This is a genomic window from Rickettsiales bacterium, assembly GCA_029252805.1.
In the GTDB taxonomy this organism is placed as follows: Bacteria; Pseudomonadota; Alphaproteobacteria; order Rickettsiales; family JALZUV01; genus JALZUV01.
In genome coordinates, this window is sequence record JAQXAR010000028.1 from 1 (window position 1) to 17,234 (window position 17,234).

Sequence of the window (17,234 nt, forward strand, 5' to 3'; positions counted from 1 at the left end):
TTTTAATCTGTTCTTGAAAGAATGTGAGTGGAGGTTTAATATGGGCACACCAAGTGACTTACTGGCAGACCTGAAAAAGTTGCTCAAAGAATATTATTAGGTGTCAGCCCCAACATTTAAATATTAATAAGTTATGAATAGAGTTCACAACTCTCACTAAAATTGCGACAGCCCCCCCCCGCAAGAAAACCGTTTTAGGTATAAGTAAAACTCAGACACAAAAAAAACCGTTGGGAGGAGTTCTTTTAGTCTAAGCGTTCAAATGGGACATACGTCTCATCGAACTCGGTGCTTTCCAGCACGGGTGGCGCAAGACCTTCAAAACCACGATTAGTGGTTACGAAAAAACCGCTCATGTAACCGTTGAAACCGATTTGAGCATAAATGCTATCGGCGTAGGTTACAGGCAATTCGGTCTGGAAATTGAAATTTCCAGGTGTGTAAAACATGGTGAACCATTCGAAGCACGTTGGGCAAACTCACCGTCAGGCCAGCGGGTGCTAGTCTGCCAGCGACGTCCGTATTCCACACCCTCGTTGCACGACTTTGTGCGAACGCGAATGAAATACTGGAAGGCATTGGGGTTTTCGCCCCGCAGGTTGATGAGGTAGTCAATGGAGTCCATCGACGTCGCATCACTTATTCCATCGCATTCCGGTTCTATCGGCTTACTAGCAGTAGTGACGCATGTAGCGGGCGTAGCATGTGAAAGCCCCCTCGACTCATTCGCCACACCTTCAATGCGAAAATGGGCGGTAATCCGCCCTCAGTCTACAATAAAGCATTTATTAACATTCTTGTGTTATAGTAAGCACTTATGGCACTTATGGCACTTTCCGACCATGTCGACGAATATTGTGAACGGATTGACTTCGCCTTCTGGGCAGAGCCAACCAATGCGATTACCAACTTTTTGATCATCTTTGCCGGGTTGGCGGCCTTACGCCTTTATAACAAGCAATTCCCCCTCCACGGAAAGAAACACCGCCCAAATATATTAATCTTGATAGGATTAATCATCTTAACCGGCGTTGGTAGCTTCCTTTACCATACCCTCGCGACCGTCTGGGCAGGCTATGCTGATATCATACCTATCATCGGATTTATCTACCTCTACCACGCGGTTTTCTTAAGGCGCGCGCTAGCAATGCCCTACCATTATGTCTTAGGCTATATGGTTGCGTTTTTCGGCATCAGTGCCTTTCTCGGCGCCACCTTTGGGCGCGAAGCACTTAATGGCAGCATTGGCTATGTCCCAGTATTAATCTCATTTTACACCATATGGGTGGCAATGCTGGCGCTACGACGCCCCGGCGCCAAACTATTTGGTACGACCGCTTTAGTCTTCTTGCTCGCCATCACTTTCCGTAGCATTGATATGCAAATCTGTGACTATTTCCCACTTGGAACGCATTTTCTGTGGCATGCGCTCAACTCTGTCGTGCTCTTCTTACTGATGAAGATCATCATTCAGCTACCCGATTACTACCAACGTCACAAGCGTGATGGCTTCGTTTCCAAGAGTCGTATTTTCCGCTAGACCTTGCGAAATAAATGCTCTAGCGTTTCCCTAAATAAGAGTAAAAACAAAAACAATAAGAGATACTCTAATGCGCAAACTTATCTTCGCTTCTGCGACACTTCTTCTGCTTTCCGGCTGCAATACCGTTGACGGCTTTGCTAAAGATATGGGAGCGATCGGCCAATCTTTCGCTGGCATGTTTGATGGTACCGTTCAAAATTCACGTCGTATTCGCGATAATAGCGACTATGTTATGAATGGAAACAACCCTCCACCGATGCAACGACAAGGTGGTGGATATGGCGGCGGCGGTGGCGGTTACGCTCCTCCTATGGGCGGCGGATATGGCGGCGGCGGCGGAATGGGCGCAATGCCTCCACAATTCCCTCCTTACCAACAGCCCCAGCAATATCAACAACAGCCACGCCAGCCGGCCATGCCTTATTACTATAATGAAGGGTATTAAACACTCTTAGATTGTGCAGCGCACCATTTAAGGTTATAATCCCTACATGTTCTCAAAATTTCAATCCCCCGCTAACGCCCCTCTATACACATTACACGAGGTGCAGCACGCGATGATGGCGCCATTAAGCATGATGGCACATGGCAGCAAACATTGGCTGAATAACCCTCTCAACCCGCTTTCTTACACCGCTTTTGGCCGTCAGATGGCTGCGAGTAGCGAGCTATTCGAACGCATGACAAAACGTTATGGAAAGCCTGTTTTTGGCATTACGGAAACGGAAGTTGAGGGTCAGGCCTTCAAAATTCGTGAAAAAGTGGTTGATGAGCGCCCTTTCTGTAACCTCCTGCATTTTAAAAAGGAGAGCGGCCGCCGCACGAGCGACCAACCGCTCAATCAACCTAAATTGCTTATTGTCGCGCCTATATCAGGCCACCATGCGACGTTGTTGCGCGGCACGGTGCGCGACATGCTTCCCCATGCGGATATCTATATCACCGATTGGCTCGATGCGCGCGATGTGCCGCTGACCGAAGCTAGCTTTGATCTACATGATTGCATTGACTATATCATCCATCACCTCAAAACATTGGGACCTGACACACATGTCATGGCGGTTTGCCAACCTGCAGTGCCGGTACTGGCGGCAGTAGCGGTTATGAATGCCCGCAACGATGAGCATATACCGAAATCCATGACCTTGATCGGCGGTCCGATTGACACACGCGAGTCTCCGACCGAAGTGAATGAGTTAGCCGAAAACAAGCCTCTTGAATGGTTTGAGAAGAATGTCATCACCACCGTGCCAATAAATTATCCCGGTGCAATGCGCCATGTTTACCCGGGCTTCTTACAGCTTACCGGCTTTATGACCATGAATTTGGATAAGCATATTGATGCGCATCTAAAACTCTTCGACCATCTGGTTGAAGGCGATGGTGAGAGCGCCGAATCGCACCGTATTTTCTATAATGAATATCTCGCGGTGATGGATATTACCTCCGAATTCTATCTGCAGACCGTGCGCGAAGTCTTCCAAAAGCACTCGCTGCCTAAAGGGGAGTTCTGGTACCGCGATGAGAAAGTGGATTGCAGCAAAATCACCCAAACTGCACTGCTCACCCTAGAGGGCGAACGTGACGATATTTCTGGTCCCGGCCAAACCAAGGCCGCGCATAAGCTCTGTACGAAACTTCCTGCCGCAATGAAAAAGCACCACACCCAAGAAGGGGTTGGTCACTACGGTATCTTCAATGGCCGCCGCTTCCGCGAACATGTCGTACCAATTATCTCAAAATTTTTAGAAGCGAATAGCTAGTCGTTTTAGCCAGCTACAACGACATCAATCAAGACTGCACGGGCGATATCCACGGGCTCAGGGACGATAGCAGCTAGGCAATAATCATCTTCGCGCTTTACGATACGCATGGAACGTACATTCACTTTTGCATCGGCGAGTTTTACCGCTAGCTGCGCTAATCCGCCCGGTTTATCTTCCAGCTTCACCAGAAGCACTTCTTGCGGCATCACTTGATGACCAGATTCGCGCAAGGCTTCATGTGCAGTTTCGAATTCTTCATCAGACACAGTAATAATGGCAACACCAATGCTTTCTGTACCCTTCACATCAATATCCAACAGATTCACATTCGCATCTGCCAACGCAGTAGACATACGCGCGAGCGCACCTTCCATCTCAAATACGACAACGGTGAGTTTTTTCATGTGGTTTCCTCCTGCTTTACAAAATTCCGCTGATGCGTGCGGTAATCTTCCAGCACATCAGCAACCAATTGATCGATAGTCTCACGTGTGACATGCCCCACGGTGATCACATGCACAATATCGCGCTCTGGGGCCAATGCCCATTTCTTAATCACCGCATCGGATGGGCGCGGGAACACCACCGTAATACCATGATCATTACGCCAAGCCGGCACACCTGCTTCTTCAAATTTTTCGATCGCGTAACGCGCCACATCTAAACATTCATAGGCCAGCTTCTTGAAGCCCTCTGCACCCCAACGCTTCATCGCCATCCATAAGAACATCGGTGCGACGGCACTACGCGAACCAGGAATCGTTGTATCCATCGCGCCAATATATTCGATGCGGCGACCAATTCGCTGCACATTATCGCGCTTGGCCAACACCATACCGCAGGGCACAGGTGAGCCGATAAATTTATGCCCCGAAATAGACAAACTATCCGCACCCGCTGAGAAATCAAATTCCGGCGGGTTATCCATAAAGGGCAAATAAGAACCCGGGAATGCGCAATCAGAGTGAATATAAAATTGCGTAATCGCGAGATCAGAAATGATAGATTTAATCTTCGGCAGCGAATCAATTGCCTGCTTCATGGTCGTCCCAATATTGGCAAAAATAATCGGCGGTTTATCGCGGTGAAGCTTCATCGTTTCGCGCAGATCATCATAATCCATTTCGCCGTTTTCAAGACTACGGATCATGATACTCTGCATGCCCAGCACATGGATAATTTTGGTCACACTGTAATGCGTGTCTTGCGAATAATAGACAATCCCTTTGGGGTGCAGTTCGCGCGCGACATACAGCCCGTGCATATTGCCTTCCGTCCCGCCGCTGGTCACATAGCCCCAGAAATTATCCTCCGGCGCATGTAGCCACTCGCCATATTGGCTGAGCACTTCACGTTCAAAATCTAGCGTATTAAGCGCAAAGTTACTATCCGCCCATGGATCCCCCACATTATTCGCACAATGACGCAGCATCGGCAAAACCGATTCGTAATCGAATAGCTGATTACACGGATAGCCCGCCATAAAATCATGGTGCGCATCAAGTTCCGAAAGCTTAGCTGACAAGCGCTTGCTATCGGCGGCGGATAAAGGGGGTAGTGAAATACTCATGCGCGTTATATCGGTGAAAATTTCCAACAAATCAAGCCTAGTGAGCGCCTTGCTTGCTTTTATTATCTAAGCGCGTTACTGCAATAGAGGATGGCACATTTTAATCTCGATAAAATTCGCAAGAATTTCCCCGCATTGAATCAAAAAATTAACGGACAAGTGCCACTATTTTTAGATGGCCCCGGCGGCACGCAAGTGCCCCAAAGCGTAAGCGACGCAATGGCAGATTACCTACTACATTTTAATAGCAACTTGCTCAATAGCCCCTTCTTTGCCGTACAGAAAACTCACGAGGTTTTGGCTGCGGCGCGCCAAAAATCCGCCACTTTCGTGAATGCACCACGTCCTGAAGATATTATTTTCGGGGCCTCCATGAGCACTACCACCGCACATCTTAGCCGCTCCATCGCACGTGAATGGAAGGCGGGTGATGAAATAATCGTCAGCGCGCTCGACCATTTCTCCAATGTATCCTTCTGGCAAATGGCCGCCGAAGATAAAGGCGTCACATGCCATGTCGCACGCGTAGATACTGAAACCTGCACGTTAGATATCGACCACCTAGAATCACTCCTGTCTGACAAGACGAAATTGGTGGCTTTCACCCTCGCTTCGAATGTCAGCGGTTCGCGTGTGGATGCGCCTCGCATCATCAAAGCGGCACAGGCCGTCGGCGCGCTCACCTATGTTGATTCCGTGCATGCGGCCCCGCATTTTCTACCCGATGTGCAGGCGCTTGATTGCGACTTCCTCGCCTGTTCTGCCTATAAGTTCAGCGGCCCACATTTAGGCTTCATTTACGGCAAACAAAGTCATTTCGAGAGCCTGACACCCTATAAGGTCGAACCCGCCCCCACTGCCAGCCCCGAATGCTGGGAGACCGGAACCAAGAACTTTGAAGCGCTCGCCGGATTTTCCGCTATTATTGATTACATGGCATCCTACCATCTAGACTTGCCCTTACGAGCCGCATTAGAAGGTTTCTATGCTGACTTAGCCATCCATGAGAGAACGCTAAGCAATGCCTTCTTAGAGCGCGCTTCGCACATCTCAGGCTTCAAAATTTATGGCATCACTGACCCAACAAAACTTGATCAACGCAGCTCCACCTTCGCTTTCACTTTAGAAGGTCACTCGCCGCAAACCGTCTCCGATCACCTCGCCCATGCCAATATCTCCACCGGCGCCGGGAACTTTTACGCAAAAGGCCTAGTCGAAGCACTTGGGCTTACCGACAAAGGCGGCATCACGCGCGCCGGATTCGTGCATTACAATACCATGGACGAACTGAACCGCTTTTTTGAAGTGCTCGAAGAACTCTAGTACCTTCTCTTTATGCAAGAAATACGAGGAACAAGACGCGCAGACACTTGAACGTACGTTAAGTGTGTAAGTTTTGAGCATCGTCGTAACGAAGCAGTTTAAAGCAGAAAGGGAATTAAGCACGCTTCTCAGTGGTGAGAACGAAAATATCCCAATGACCTTCTTCATCATTATTAGTCGGAATCAATGGCGATGCATTATGGAATAAATGACGATCGTTGACCAAGAGATACTCGCCATTATCAAAGCGACGCTTAAAGAAAGAGTCCCCATCGGATGAATCAAACAACATGATCTCTCCCCCATCAACATTATGATTATTCGCCATAAACATCCCCAGATAATCGAACCCATCTTGGTGATTGCCTTCTGGCGCAGGTTCTTTCACATCTTCGGTACAATGCCAGCGGATTTGGTGAACTTCAATCACGCTATTTTCGTTAATCTGACAGCGACGCAACATGATATCGAACATCTTCAAAAAGATCGGATTCGTGCTTAACTGCGCTTCAATAGGCGCATAAGTGCGATCAACATCGCCCAACGCCTTATTCACATCATACGTCTGCATGAAGTCTTTGGTAGGCAGTTGCTCTAACTTACCATCACGAAAATAGTAACATGAATAACGGCGAGAACGCAGGCTATCATCGACATACTGATCCGGCGGCAAATTGTCAAATGTGGCCTGTACGGCAGATAGATCATCAAAAGGCAGTGCACCCAATTCATAAAAATCTTTGTACTTATTCAAACCTCAGCCTTTCGCTATTCATATTAAAACAGAATAGTTATCGGCAAAATTTGCATGGATTGCAAGCCTAGTGAATTAAGAGTGCTTATTTAGGGAAGGTCTCTTTATAGCGCTCAATACCTTCATTGATAATGCGCTGAGCCACTATTTTATCTTGGAAGCCATCCACCTGTACTTCTTTATTCTCTAGGCGCTTATATTCACTAAAGAAATGCAGCAACTCAGTCGTAAATTGTGCCGGCAATTCGTTTACATCGCGAATATGGCTCACACTCACATCATCTTCTGCAACCGCGATTAACTTATCATCGCCCTCACCACCATCAATCATGCGCATCACACCAATAATGCGAGCACGCATTAAGCATAAGGGCGGAGCGTCAGTGTAGGAGAGCACCATAATATCAAGCGGGTCATTATCCTCGCCCAGTGTTTGCGGGATCAAACCGTAATTAGCCGGATAGTGAACCGCCGAATAAAGGATACGATCCAGCTTCAATAAACCAGTCTCTTTATCCAACTCATATTTCGCACGCGAGCGACGCGGAATTTCAATAATTGCGTTTACGAGTTCCGGTGGATTATCACCAGGCGACACATCATGCCATGGGTTCATGAGACAGTTCCTATTGTTGTTTGCGGCGCGTGTTTACACGGTTCGCACGGCACTCGCAACACCTAACTCATCGCACCACTCGCAAATTGTCATCAAACTGTAACTTTTTATAAGATAGGTAATTTCGTATAATCTACGCAATCAAAGGAGAGATATGACTAACGCCACACAATCGACACCGCAAGAAACATATAATCAGGATGCTTGGGCAGCTTCTGTCACAGCTCATCAAGAGTATGACCAAAAAGCGGCACAACGAAAATCAACCATAAGCCTTATCACCGCAGCCTTTGCTACCATTGGGTACTTTGGTGGACAATTTATGATGAACAAAAAACTTTTTGATTTTAGGCATAAAGTTGACGATCTGACGCGTCAGGACATATTGAATGTTAATAAAAAGGGGACCCCTCAAGATAACCGAGGCGGCATAGGATTTGGTGGAAATCACTTAGAAAATTATCATGAAAAAACTCTTATCAAAACCGGTAAACATAAATTAGCAGAATTTACTCACTACCTTGGTGGCACAGGATCAATGTCCTTACTAACGGGCGCCATTGGCGCGGCAGTTGGTGCATTAGTGGCTCGCGTTATTGTGGGGGAACGTCCAGAAACACCCGCTCAACCTAACATACCAGCCATCGCAGTTGGTACTCCTGTCAATCGACCAGCACAAAATACTCAACAGCCCGCCACCACAGAACGAGCGATTGCAGAACCTACCCCTCAAAAAGAATGGGGAAAAGACATCCAGCAACAAGAGCCTGCCGAACTCGTTTCTGCACGCTAGAAAAACTACATATGTATCGGCTTAGCGAAAGTGGCGAGAGCCGCTTCTTTCACGGCTTCATTCAATGTTGGATGCGCGTGGCATGTGCGAGCGATATCTTCACTACTCGCACCATATTCTAGCGCTAACACCGCTTCCGCAATCAATGTACCGGCTTCAGGGCCGATAATATGAACACCGTAAACTTCATCCGTCTCTTTATCGGCGAGAATTTTTACAAAACCCTCCGATTCACCGATCGCGCGCGCGCGGCTATTAGCCATGAACGGGAATTTACCCACATTATATTTAATGCCTGCGTGCTTAAGCTCTTCTTCCGTCTTGCCCACGGTCGCCACTTCAGGGTGCGTGTAAACCACGCCCGGAATCGCATTGTAATTCACATGACCATGCTGGCCTGCCAAAGTTTCAGCCACGGCAACGCCTTCTTCTTCGGCTTTATGCGCCAGCATTTGACCTTTAATCACATCACCAACCGCAAAGATATTTGGCACAGAGGTGCGCAAATGATCATCCACTTCCACACGACCGCGATCATCGGTTTTAATACCGACATTCTCTAGGCCAAGCTTATCCGTATAAGCACGGCGGCCAATCGAAACGAGCACGCAATCTGCATCCAATTTCTCCGCTTTACCGCCAGCCGAAGGTTCGACCGTTACGGTCGCTCTTTTACCTTTGACGCTCACGCCTGTCACTTTGGTGCTGAGTTTAAAGTCAAAGCCTTGCTTCTTCAAAATACGCTGGAATTGCTTTGATAAATCCGCATCCATGCCCGGCGTAATGCGATCAAGGAATTCAACCACGGTTACATCGGCACCTAAACGGCTCCAAACAGAACCCATCTCTAAACCAATCACACCGCCGCCAATCACGACAATTTTCTTTGGCACTTCTGTAAGCTCAAGCGCGCCGGTCGAAGAAACTACGATCTTCTCGTCAATCTCTACACCCGGTAGCGGCATCACTTCCGAGCCGGTCGCAATCATAATATTTTTGGTTTTGAGTTTTTCTTTACCCACGGTCACCGTATTCGCATCGGTAATCGTACCATGACCTTTGACATAATCGACTTTGTTCTTTTTGAGCAAGCCTTCAATACCTTGCGTTAGGCCAGTCACGACTTCGCCTTTGCGCTTCATCATTTTTTTCACATCGAGTTTAACCGATGCTTTAATGCCTAATCCCTCAAAATCATGTTCCGCTTCGTGATATTTATGGCTGATATCAAGCAAAGCTTTTGAAGGGATACACCCTACATTCAAGCACGTTCCACCCAAGGCGCCACGCTTCTCAACACAGGCCACTTTCAGGCCCAGTTGCGCCGCTTTAATCGCCCCCACATAACCACCAGGACCACCGCCGATAACTACCAAATCATATTCACTCATGAGAAACTCTCTTCGTTTAGCTAAACTCTATTTCGGTAAATTCGCTGATATGTGCCGAAAACGATGTCTTCTGAGAACCGTAACGAAAGAAAGGTGCGTTCGCGGGCCATAGCAGTAGAATTTAAATGCCCATCATCAAACGTGCAGGATCTTCGATCATCTCTTTCACACGTTTTAGGAAGGTCACCGACTCGCGACCATCGATAATACGATGATCATAAGAAAGTGCGATATACATCATCGGACGAATCACGATCTCTCCATTCACCACGACCGGACGGTCTTCAATTTTATGAATACCGAGGATACCGGATTGCGGCGGGTTGATGATTGGTGTCGCCATAAGCGAACCATAGACACCGCCGTTAGAAATGGTGAAAGTACCACCTGTCATATCCGCCATAGAAAGTGAGCCATCGCGTGCTTTACCGGCCATTTCGGCGATTGATGCTTCGATCTGCGCAAGAGACTTTGTATCGCAATCGCGGATTACCGGAACCACAAGACCTTGCGGGGTGCCTACGGCCATACCGATATCATAATGGTTTTTGTAAACGACCTCATCGCCTTCAATATGCGCATTCACTTCTGGGATTTCTTTCAGCGCTTGCACGGACGCTTTCGCGAAAATTCCCATAAAGCCAAGACGTACGCCAAATTTCTTTTCAAACGCTTCTTTATGTTCAGCGCGCAAGGCTTTCACACGGCTCATATCGATTTCGTTGAACGTGGTAAGAATCGCTGCTGTATTTTGCGATTCCTTCAAACGACGCGCAATGGCTTGACGAAGTTTCGTCATTTTCACACGTTCTTCACGTGGACCAGCCGCCGCGGGCACTTCACCACTAGACATAGCAAGAACATCTGCTTTTGTATGACGACCTTGTTTGCCAGAACCGGTAGAACCTGAAAGATTCAACCCTTTTTCCGATGCAATTTTCTCAACTGCCGGAGGGTTTTTCTTACCGCCCACTGGCGCAGATGCAGGGGGCGCTGCTGCGGCCGCTTTCGGCTCTGTTGCTGATTTTTCAGGTGCTGCGCCTTCTTTGATTGAACCAAGCGTCGAACCCTTTTCAACCGTATCGCCTTCTTTAGCGATAATTTTCTCTAACACACCATTTGCAGGGGCAGGAACTTCCAACGTTACTTTATCCGTTTCGAGTTCACAAATCGGCTCATCTTTAGCGACAGTATCGCCTTCAGCTTTAAACCAACTTGCAATGGTTGCTTCAGTTACGGATTCGCCTAAATCAGGCGTTTTAATGTCTGTACTCATCGGAAGAACATCCTGCAGTTGTGATTAGAATAAAAACAGAATTTGCTTGTTTTTTGATGCCAAGTCAATGCACCAAAGCAGTTAATCGTCTTCAGATTGACGATTTCGAACTGAGGCCCAATCAAACAGAGCCAATAGCAACAAGGTAAAGAAAGAGCCCAACACAAAGCTGGTGCCCATCAGATAAATCACCGAGGTGTTCATCTCATGTAATATTTCGAGTCCGTTCTGTATTTCCATAGGGAAATTCTATCGCGGGATAATCCAATAATCTAGCAATAAAACCGCAAATAGCGCAAATAAGTAAATAATAGAGTAGCCGAACATTTTCATGGCAATTTTATCATCATCTGCTTTCAATACCCGCAAGGAATGGATGAAAAACATACCGCCCAAGCCAACCGCGGCCGCGAGCGATACCACCCCTAATGTATCGGTGCTAAACGGAATCGCAAGGGTCGTTGCCACTAAGATAATCGTATAAAACACCATTTGTTTTTTCGTTGCTTCTTTGCCCGCCGTTACGGGTAGCATCGGCACTTTCGCCGTTTTATAATCTTCATTACGATAAAGTGCGAGTGCCCAGAAATGCGGGGGCGTCCATAAGAAGATCGTTAGAAATAATAACCACGGCAATGCCGTCATCGCTTCACCGGTTACGGCCATCCAACCAATCACAGGAGGGAACGCGCCAGCGGCTCCACCAATCACGATATTTTGCGCCGTGTGGCGTTTAAGCCAAATCGTATAAACCACGGAATAAAAGAAAATCGAGAATGCCAGCAAACCTGCCGCCATCCAATTTGCCGCCAAACCCATCACTGCTACGCCAGCAATCGAAAGCAAAAGCCCTTGCAGACCCGCATCACTCGCGGCAATTGCACCCGTCACAATAGGACGCTTTTGCGTACGCTTCATAATGCTATCAATATCACGATCATATACCATGTTAAAAATCGCGCCCGAAGCAGACCCCATACCAATCGCAACAATCACTGCAATTTGCAAAACCGGGTTTAACGTGCCTGGCGCCAACCACATGCCTGTTGCTCCAGAGAATAACACCAGCAGCATTACTCCCGGCTTGGTAAGCGTTAGCCAGTCTTTGGCAGTCGATTCAACTAAGGTCGCTGTACTCATCGTAACATCTTCTCCATTAAGTAATGCGTGATTCCCGCATCTTCAAACGCATCACTTATCACATTAAATCCCGCGCGGCGATAAAAAGCCACGGCATGCTCTTGCGAACCTAAGATCGCACGCTCTAAATTTTCATCTTTGGCAAGCTCTCCCGTCACAAATGTGAGCATCTTTGCACCGATGCCCTTGCCTTGACATTCTTCCAGCACCGCCATCCGCTGAATCTTCGCATTCGCCTCTTCGGAAATCACGCGCATCGTCGCTACTGGCTTATCGCCATCATAAGTCAGAAAGTGCCGACAGGCTTTATCTTCATCTCGGCGTTCACGCTCAAGAGGCACGCCTTGCCCCAATATAAAAACAACCCGTCTGATTTCCAGACAGGTTGTTTTTTCGTTTTCTGAGAATGCTTCTTTAAAAGAGAGCACTCTTAGCCCTTAAACTTCGGAAGCTCCGGGAAAGTATGGAATTCCGGAGGGGATGGTAGCGTCCACTCAATCGTGGTTGCGCCTTCGCCCCATGGATTATTTCCTGCTGGCTTCTTAGCGGAAAATGCACGCCAGATCACCACCAAGAAGAAGAGCGCACCAAAGGCACCAATGTAAGAACCAATCGATGAAACATAGTTCCAGCCCGCATACACATCCGGATAATCAGGAATACGGCGCGGCATACCTGCTAGGCCCAAGAAATGTTGTGGGAAGAACGTTAGATTCGCACCAATAAACGTAATCCAGAAATGGATCTTACCAAGGCACTCATTATAGAGATAACCACTCATTTTAGGGAACCAATAGTAGAATGCGGCGAAGATGGCAAAAAGCGCCCCGAGCGACATTACATAATGGAAGTGAGCAACAACATAGTAAGTATCATGCATCGGAATATCGACGGCACCATTGGCAAGAATAATTCCCGTTACACCGCCAAGGGTGAAGAGGAAAATAAACCCAAGCGCAAAATACATCGGCGTCGTAAAGCGGATAGAACCACCCCACATCGTCGCGATCCAACTAAAGATTTTAATACCGGTCGGCACCGCAATCACCATAGTCGCTAGCATGTAATAAGCACGCGTATCCACATCTAAACCGACGGTAAACATATGGTGAGCCCATACGATAAATCCGAGGAATCCAATAATCGACATCGCACCAACCATCGCCGCATAACCAAATACTTTCTTGCGAGAGAAAGTCGCCACGATTTCAGAAATAATACCAAAGCCCGGGAGAACCAAAATATACACTTCAGGGTGACCAAAGAACCAGAATAAATGCTGGTAAAGGATCGGATCACCACCGCCGGCAGGATCAAAGAAGCTCGTGCCGAAGTTACGGTCAGTCAATAACATCGTGATTGCGCCACCCAAAACTGGAAGGGCAAGTAGCAACAAGAATGCCGTTAGCAATACAGACCATGCGAAAAGCGGCATCTTCATCATCGTCATGCCCGGAACGCGCATATTAAAGATCGTCACAATAAAGTTAATCGCCCCAAGAATCGAAGAAATACCCGCAAGATGGAGCGCGAAAATCGCCATATCCACCGCCATACCCGGATGGGATTGAATCATTGATAAAGGCGGATAAACCGTCCACCCTGTACCCGCACCTTCACCCACCAGCGAAGACCCTATCAGTAGAATCATTGACGGAATCAACAGCCAAAAACTAATATTATTCAAACGCGGGAAGGCCATATCAGGGGCACCGATCATAATCGGCACAAACCAGTTACCAAAGCCACCAATCAGAGCCGGCATAATCAAGAAAAATACCATGAGGAAGGCATGAGCCGTGACCACCACGTTATAAAATTGATAGTCACCACCAAAGATTTGATCGCCCGGCATTTGCAATTCTGCACGCAGTAGGATCGAGAAAAACGCCCCTAGCAACCCTGCGAAAATCGCAAAGATAAGATACATCGTACCAATATCTTTGTGGTTAGTTGAGAACACCCAACGGCGCCAGCCAGTCGGTGTGTGATGGTCGTGTCCGGACATAACTATATTCCCTTAAGACTTAATTGGTTGCAGCAGCAGCGAGCTGCTTTTTATTAAACTCAGCTTGGACTTGCGCCAGAACTGATCGTGTATTGAAAGGCTGGTTTGAAGCCGCGACTTCTTTCGACTTCGCCACCCAAGCTTCGAACTCCGGCTTAGAAACGACATGCATTTCAATCGGCATGAAGCCATGACCTACGCCGCAAAGTTCCGAACATTGACCGAAATAAACGCCTTGTTTGCTCGCTTTAAACCATGTTTCGTTCAAACGACCCGGCACCGCATCAGTTTTTAAACCCATTGCAGGCATCGCAAAAGCGTGAATCACATCACCGCCCGTTAAATGCACAGCGACCGTCGTATCAACTGGCACAACCAAAGGATTATCCACGGAAAGCAAACGAACGTCGCCCTCCTTCAGATCTTCATCTTTAATCATATAGCTATCAAAAGCGATACCGTCTTGGTCAGGGTATTCATAATTCCAATACCACTGGTAACCGGTTACTTTGAGAACCATTTCAGGCTCAACCGCTTTATCCATATAATAGTGGAGACGAAGCGATGGAATGGCAATTATCACCAAAATAAGAATCGGAATCACCGTCCAAGCAATTTCAAGCGGCGTATTATGCGTCACTTTACTTGGCGTAGGATTTTTAGATTCACGGAAGCGCCATGCCACAATAACAAGCAGCGCTAAGACAAACAACGTGATCACGATGCTACCGATAGTCAGCGCGTCGTGTAATACGTCAATTTGTTCCATTACAGGCGTGACTGGCTCTTGAAAGCCAAGTTGCCACGGTTCTACATTTGGATGTTCAGAATTCGACATGGATTCCTCATAAATTACAAAAGATGAAACACCTAATACTCGCTTTTGGGTAGCATTTGCAAGTCTTCTCAGATAGTTTTCTTGCAAATAATTAAAAAAGATTCTTTCATGACCGATATTGCGACACTCGATTCCCTCTTTTTCAACAACACCGGAATGGACCAAACCAAGGTTCAGGGGCTCGTTGATGAGTCACTCCATGGCATGGATGATGGCGAACTCTTCCTAGAATTCCGTCAGTCAGAAAATCTGTTATTCGATGATGGCCAGCTAAAAAATGCCAGCTACACGACTGATCAGGGGTTTGGGTTGCGCTCCGTGCTTGGCGAAACTACCGGCTATGCCTTCGCATCTGACCTTTCTGAAGCCGCAATTAAGCGCGCCCAAAGCACCGTACGCGCCATCAATATGGGACAAGGTAATGTCGAAACCAATATCGCCCCGGCCTTCGGCACGAACCGTCAACTTTACAGCGAGATCAACCCACTCGAAGAAATTGCCTTTGAAGAAAAACTCAAAGCCATCGAAGCCATCGAAGCCTATGTCCGTGCGAAAGACCCACGCGTGGCGCAAGTCACCGTATCACTCGCCGGCAACTGGCAAGCCGTACAAATCATGCGTGAAGGTGGCCAACGTACCGGCGATATTCGCCCACTCGTTCGCCTCAACATCAATGTCGTGTGTAAAAAAGGCGATCGTATGGAAAGCGGCTCATCCGGCGCGGGCGGACGTGTTTCTTACAGCGAATACCTGACCGAGAAAAACTGGAAAGCACAAGCCGACGAAGCCTTACGCCAAGCACTCGTTAATCTCGACTCCCGCCCTGCACCCGCCGGCGAAATGCCCGTCGTACTCGGCCCAGGTTGGCCGGGTGTACTGTTGCATGAAGCCGTCGGTCACGGTTTAGAAGGCGACTTTAACCGCAAAAAAACCAGCTTATTCTCTTCTATGATGGGCGAACGTGTGGCCTCTAAAGGCGTGACTGTCATTGATGACGGCACCTTCCAAGACCGCCGCGGGTCTATCAGTATCGACGATGAAGGCACACCCTCCGCCGAGAATGTACTCATCGAAGACGGCATCCTCAAAGGCTATATGCAAGATCGTATGAATGCCCGCTTAATGGGTGTTGCTGCTACCGGCAATGGCCGCCGCGAAGATTACGGCAGCCAACCGATGCCGCGCATGACCAACACCTTCATGCGAGCCGGAGATAAAGACCCTGCTGAAATTATCGCCTCTGTCGATAAAGGTCTCTACGCCGTCAATTTCAGTGGCGGACAAGTCGACATCACCAGCGGGAAATTCGTGTTCTCCGCGTCAGAAGCCTATATGATTGAGAATGGCAAAATCACCCACCCCGTTAAAGGCGCCACCCTCATCGGCAATGGCCCAGACGTGATGCAAAAGGTGAAAATGATCGGCAATGACCTGCAAATGGATAACGGCATCGGCACCTGCGGCAAAGCGGGACAATCCGTCCCTGTTGGCATCGGTCAACCTACCCTGTTAATCGATCCTTTGACCGTCGGCGGAACCGAAGCAGCTTAGCGCCCCGAGCCGACCTTATACATCTTATAGCGCACAGGATTCTTCTTATAGTAATCCTGATGGTACTCTTCTGCCGGATAGAATGTAACAGCGGGCTCAATAACCGTGGCAACTTTTTTGCCTGACTTTTTCTCTATCACGGCGATCGCCGCTTCGGCAGATTTCTTTTCCGCATCAGTTTTATAATGAATCGCCGTGGTATATTGCGGACCTTTATCGACAAACTGCCCCGCCGGATCAAACGGATCAATCGTTTCAAAAAATATCTCTAATAGCCTCTCATAGCTTATCTCGGACGGATTGTAATGAATTGCGACCGCCTCACGGTGGCCACTACGCCCGGTACCAATTTGCTCATAAGTCGGGTTCTCGCTTTGACCGCCCGTATAACCGACAATGGTCTCAGCCACGCCTGCTTCCTGCTCATAAGGCGGTTCTAGGCACCAGAAACATCCGCCGGCTAAAATTGCCAATGCTTCTTCTTTTGGTTTCACGTCCTGAGCCATGGCTTGGCCTCCTATAAGTAATGATAAAATCAGTAATAAATATTTCATATTGTAACCTCTAGCAGATACTTCGCCTTGAGGTGAATTTTCGTTACAAAAAGTACGCATTTCACCAAACCCACGCTTGTCAGCCACCGCACATGGCTTATAGTAACTAAA

19 protein-coding genes are annotated in these 17,234 nt (G+C 47.9%); 7 read left to right on the forward strand and 12 right to left on the reverse strand.

Annotated features, from left to right (window positions below):
- The 4 genes from P8P30_06350 to phaZ form a co-directional block, all read left to right on the forward strand.
- Nucleotides 1-100, forward strand: a 100-nt coding sequence (locus P8P30_06350) for an IS1595 family transposase (protein ID MDG1287171.1), incomplete at its 5' end; no start/stop codon positions are given.
- A 717-nt stretch (nucleotides 101-817) separates the two neighbouring features.
- On the forward strand, nucleotides 818-1,540 hold the full coding sequence (locus P8P30_06355) for a ceramidase domain-containing protein (GenBank protein ID MDG1287172.1): 723 nt from the start codon (nucleotides 818-820) through the stop codon (nucleotides 1,538-1,540).
- A 70-nt stretch (nucleotides 1,541-1,610) separates the two neighbouring features.
- On the forward strand, nucleotides 1,611-1,988 hold the full coding sequence (locus tag P8P30_06360) for a hypothetical protein (protein ID MDG1287173.1): 378 nt from the start codon (nucleotides 1,611-1,613) through the stop codon (nucleotides 1,986-1,988).
- 46 nt (nucleotides 1,989-2,034) lie between these two features.
- On the forward strand, nucleotides 2,035-3,306 hold the full coding sequence (phaZ, locus tag P8P30_06365; protein ID MDG1287174.1) for a polyhydroxyalkanoate depolymerase: 1,272 nt from the start codon (nucleotides 2,035-2,037) through the stop codon (nucleotides 3,304-3,306).
- A gap of 5 nt (nucleotides 3,307-3,311) precedes the next feature.
- Here phaZ and P8P30_06370 read toward each other — a convergent pair whose 3' ends face one another.
- A complete protein-coding gene (locus tag P8P30_06370; GenBank protein ID MDG1287175.1) occupies nucleotides 3,312-3,713 on the reverse strand; it encodes an ACT domain-containing protein in 402 nt (133 codons plus the stop codon).
- Nucleotides 3,710-4,879 (reverse strand): histidine decarboxylase, encoded by a 1,170-nt coding sequence (locus tag P8P30_06375; protein MDG1287176.1) that lies wholly within the window; start codon nucleotides 4,877-4,879, stop codon nucleotides 3,710-3,712. Before P8P30_06375 ends, P8P30_06370 begins: the two co-directional genes overlap by 4 nt.
- Nucleotides 4,880-4,969: 90 nt before the next feature.
- Here P8P30_06375 and P8P30_06380 point away from each other — a divergent pair, with 90 nt between their 5' ends.
- The gene (locus tag P8P30_06380) at nucleotides 4,970-6,202 is read left to right on the forward strand and encodes a cysteine desulfurase-like protein (protein ID MDG1287177.1); all 1,233 of its coding nucleotides are present in this window, start codon (nucleotides 4,970-4,972) and stop codon (nucleotides 6,200-6,202) included.
- 115 nt (nucleotides 6,203-6,317) lie between these two features.
- Here the strand turns inward: P8P30_06380 and P8P30_06385 are convergent, their stop codons facing one another.
- Both P8P30_06385 and P8P30_06390 read right to left on the reverse strand, forming a co-directional pair.
- Nucleotides 6,318-6,956, reverse strand: coding sequence for a 2OG-Fe dioxygenase family protein (locus P8P30_06385; protein MDG1287178.1), 639 nt, complete (start codon nucleotides 6,954-6,956; stop codon nucleotides 6,318-6,320).
- Between the two features lie 85 nt (nucleotides 6,957-7,041).
- Nucleotides 7,042-7,572 carry an inorganic diphosphatase gene (locus P8P30_06390; protein MDG1287179.1) on the reverse strand — a complete coding sequence of 177 codons (531 nt, stop codon included), beginning with the start codon at nucleotides 7,570-7,572 and terminating at the stop codon, nucleotides 7,042-7,044.
- 154 nt (nucleotides 7,573-7,726) lie between these two features.
- Here P8P30_06390 and P8P30_06395 point away from each other — a divergent pair, with 154 nt between their 5' ends.
- Nucleotides 7,727-8,365: a hypothetical protein gene (locus tag P8P30_06395; GenBank protein ID MDG1287180.1), complete on the forward strand. Its 639-nt coding sequence runs from the start codon at nucleotides 7,727-7,729 to the stop codon at nucleotides 8,363-8,365.
- A gap of 5 nt (nucleotides 8,366-8,370) precedes the next feature.
- Here the strand turns inward: P8P30_06395 and lpdA are convergent, their stop codons facing one another.
- The 7 genes from lpdA to coxB form a co-directional block, all read right to left on the reverse strand.
- The gene (gene lpdA, locus P8P30_06400) at nucleotides 8,371-9,756 is read right to left on the reverse strand and encodes a dihydrolipoyl dehydrogenase (protein ID MDG1287181.1); all 1,386 of its coding nucleotides are present in this window, start codon (nucleotides 9,754-9,756) and stop codon (nucleotides 8,371-8,373) included.
- A 121-nt stretch (nucleotides 9,757-9,877) separates the two neighbouring features.
- Entirely contained in the window at nucleotides 9,878-11,032 is a 1,155-nt protein-coding gene (gene odhB, locus P8P30_06405) for a 2-oxoglutarate dehydrogenase complex dihydrolipoyllysine-residue succinyltransferase (GenBank protein MDG1287182.1), read from the reverse strand.
- Nucleotides 11,033-11,113: 81 nt separating this feature from the next.
- Nucleotides 11,114-11,272, reverse strand: coding sequence for a hypothetical protein (locus P8P30_06410; GenBank protein ID MDG1287183.1), 159 nt, complete (start codon nucleotides 11,270-11,272; stop codon nucleotides 11,114-11,116).
- 9 nt (nucleotides 11,273-11,281) lie between these two features.
- Nucleotides 11,282-12,172 carry a heme o synthase gene (gene cyoE, locus P8P30_06415; GenBank protein ID MDG1287184.1) on the reverse strand — a complete coding sequence of 297 codons (891 nt, stop codon included), beginning with the start codon at nucleotides 12,170-12,172 and terminating at the stop codon, nucleotides 11,282-11,284.
- Entirely contained in the window at nucleotides 12,169-12,513 is a 345-nt protein-coding gene (locus P8P30_06420) for a GNAT family N-acetyltransferase (GenBank protein ID MDG1287185.1), read from the reverse strand. The genes cyoE and P8P30_06420 overlap by 4 nt, the downstream gene beginning before the upstream one ends.
- 89 nt (nucleotides 12,514-12,602) lie before the next feature.
- Nucleotides 12,603-14,180 carry a cytochrome c oxidase subunit I gene (ctaD, locus tag P8P30_06425; GenBank protein MDG1287186.1) on the reverse strand — a complete coding sequence of 526 codons (1,578 nt, stop codon included), beginning with the start codon at nucleotides 14,178-14,180 and terminating at the stop codon, nucleotides 12,603-12,605.
- A gap of 19 nt (nucleotides 14,181-14,199) precedes the next feature.
- Nucleotides 14,200-15,018, reverse strand: a complete 819-nt coding sequence (gene coxB, locus P8P30_06430) for a cytochrome c oxidase subunit II (GenBank protein MDG1287187.1) — start codon at nucleotides 15,016-15,018, stop codon at nucleotides 14,200-14,202.
- A 156-nt stretch (nucleotides 15,019-15,174) separates the two neighbouring features.
- On the opposite strand from coxB, the gene tldD reads away from it, so the two are divergent.
- On the forward strand, nucleotides 15,175-16,569 hold the full coding sequence (tldD, locus tag P8P30_06435; GenBank protein ID MDG1287188.1) for a metalloprotease TldD: 1,395 nt from the start codon (nucleotides 15,175-15,177) through the stop codon (nucleotides 16,567-16,569).
- On the opposite strand, the gene msrA is transcribed toward tldD, so the two are convergent.
- Entirely contained in the window at nucleotides 16,566-17,075 is a 510-nt protein-coding gene (gene msrA, locus P8P30_06440; protein MDG1287189.1) for a peptide-methionine (S)-S-oxide reductase MsrA, read from the reverse strand. The genes tldD and msrA overlap by 4 nt on opposite strands.
- Nucleotides 17,076-17,234 lie beyond the last annotated feature (159 nt).

What these genes read in the sequence shown, in the direction of transcription:
- P8P30_06380 (MDG1287177.1), top strand. Translation starts at nt 4,970, where the DNA reads ATGGCACATTTTAATCTCGATAAAATTCGCAAGAATTTCCCCGCATTG.
- P8P30_06410 (MDG1287183.1), bottom strand. Translation starts at nt 11,272, where the DNA reads ATGGAAATACAGAACGGACTCGAAATATTACATGAGATGAACACCTCG.
- msrA (MDG1287189.1), bottom strand. Translation starts at nt 17,075, where the DNA reads ATGGCTCAGGACGTGAAACCAAAAGAAGAAGCATTGGCAATTTTAGCC.
- phaZ (MDG1287174.1), top strand. Translation starts at nt 2,035, where the DNA reads ATGTTCTCAAAATTTCAATCCCCCGCTAACGCCCCTCTATACACATTA.
- P8P30_06360 (MDG1287173.1), top strand. Translation starts at nt 1,611, where the DNA reads ATGCGCAAACTTATCTTCGCTTCTGCGACACTTCTTCTGCTTTCCGGC.
- ctaD (MDG1287186.1), bottom strand. Translation starts at nt 14,180, where the DNA reads ATGTCCGGACACGACCATCACACACCGACTGGCTGGCGCCGTTGGGTG.
- P8P30_06355 (MDG1287172.1), top strand. Translation starts at nt 818, where the DNA reads ATGGCACTTATGGCACTTTCCGACCATGTCGACGAATATTGTGAACGG.
- P8P30_06395 (MDG1287180.1), top strand. Translation starts at nt 7,727, where the DNA reads ATGACTAACGCCACACAATCGACACCGCAAGAAACATATAATCAGGAT.
- lpdA (MDG1287181.1), bottom strand. Translation starts at nt 9,756, where the DNA reads ATGAGTGAATATGATTTGGTAGTTATCGGCGGTGGTCCTGGTGGTTAT.
- P8P30_06390 (MDG1287179.1), bottom strand. Translation starts at nt 7,572, where the DNA reads ATGAACCCATGGCATGATGTGTCGCCTGGTGATAATCCACCGGAACTC.
- cyoE (MDG1287184.1), bottom strand. Translation starts at nt 12,172, where the DNA reads ATGAGTACAGCGACCTTAGTTGAATCGACTGCCAAAGACTGGCTAACG.
- P8P30_06375 (MDG1287176.1), bottom strand. Translation starts at nt 4,879, where the DNA reads ATGAGTATTTCACTACCCCCTTTATCCGCCGCCGATAGCAAGCGCTTG.
- tldD (MDG1287188.1), top strand. Translation starts at nt 15,175, where the DNA reads ATGGACCAAACCAAGGTTCAGGGGCTCGTTGATGAGTCACTCCATGGC.
- P8P30_06370 (MDG1287175.1), bottom strand. Translation starts at nt 3,713, where the DNA reads ATGAAAAAACTCACCGTTGTCGTATTTGAGATGGAAGGTGCGCTCGCG.
- coxB (MDG1287187.1), bottom strand. Translation starts at nt 15,018, where the DNA reads ATGTCGAATTCTGAACATCCAAATGTAGAACCGTGGCAACTTGGCTTT.
- odhB (MDG1287182.1), bottom strand. Translation starts at nt 11,032, where the DNA reads ATGAGTACAGACATTAAAACGCCTGATTTAGGCGAATCCGTAACTGAA.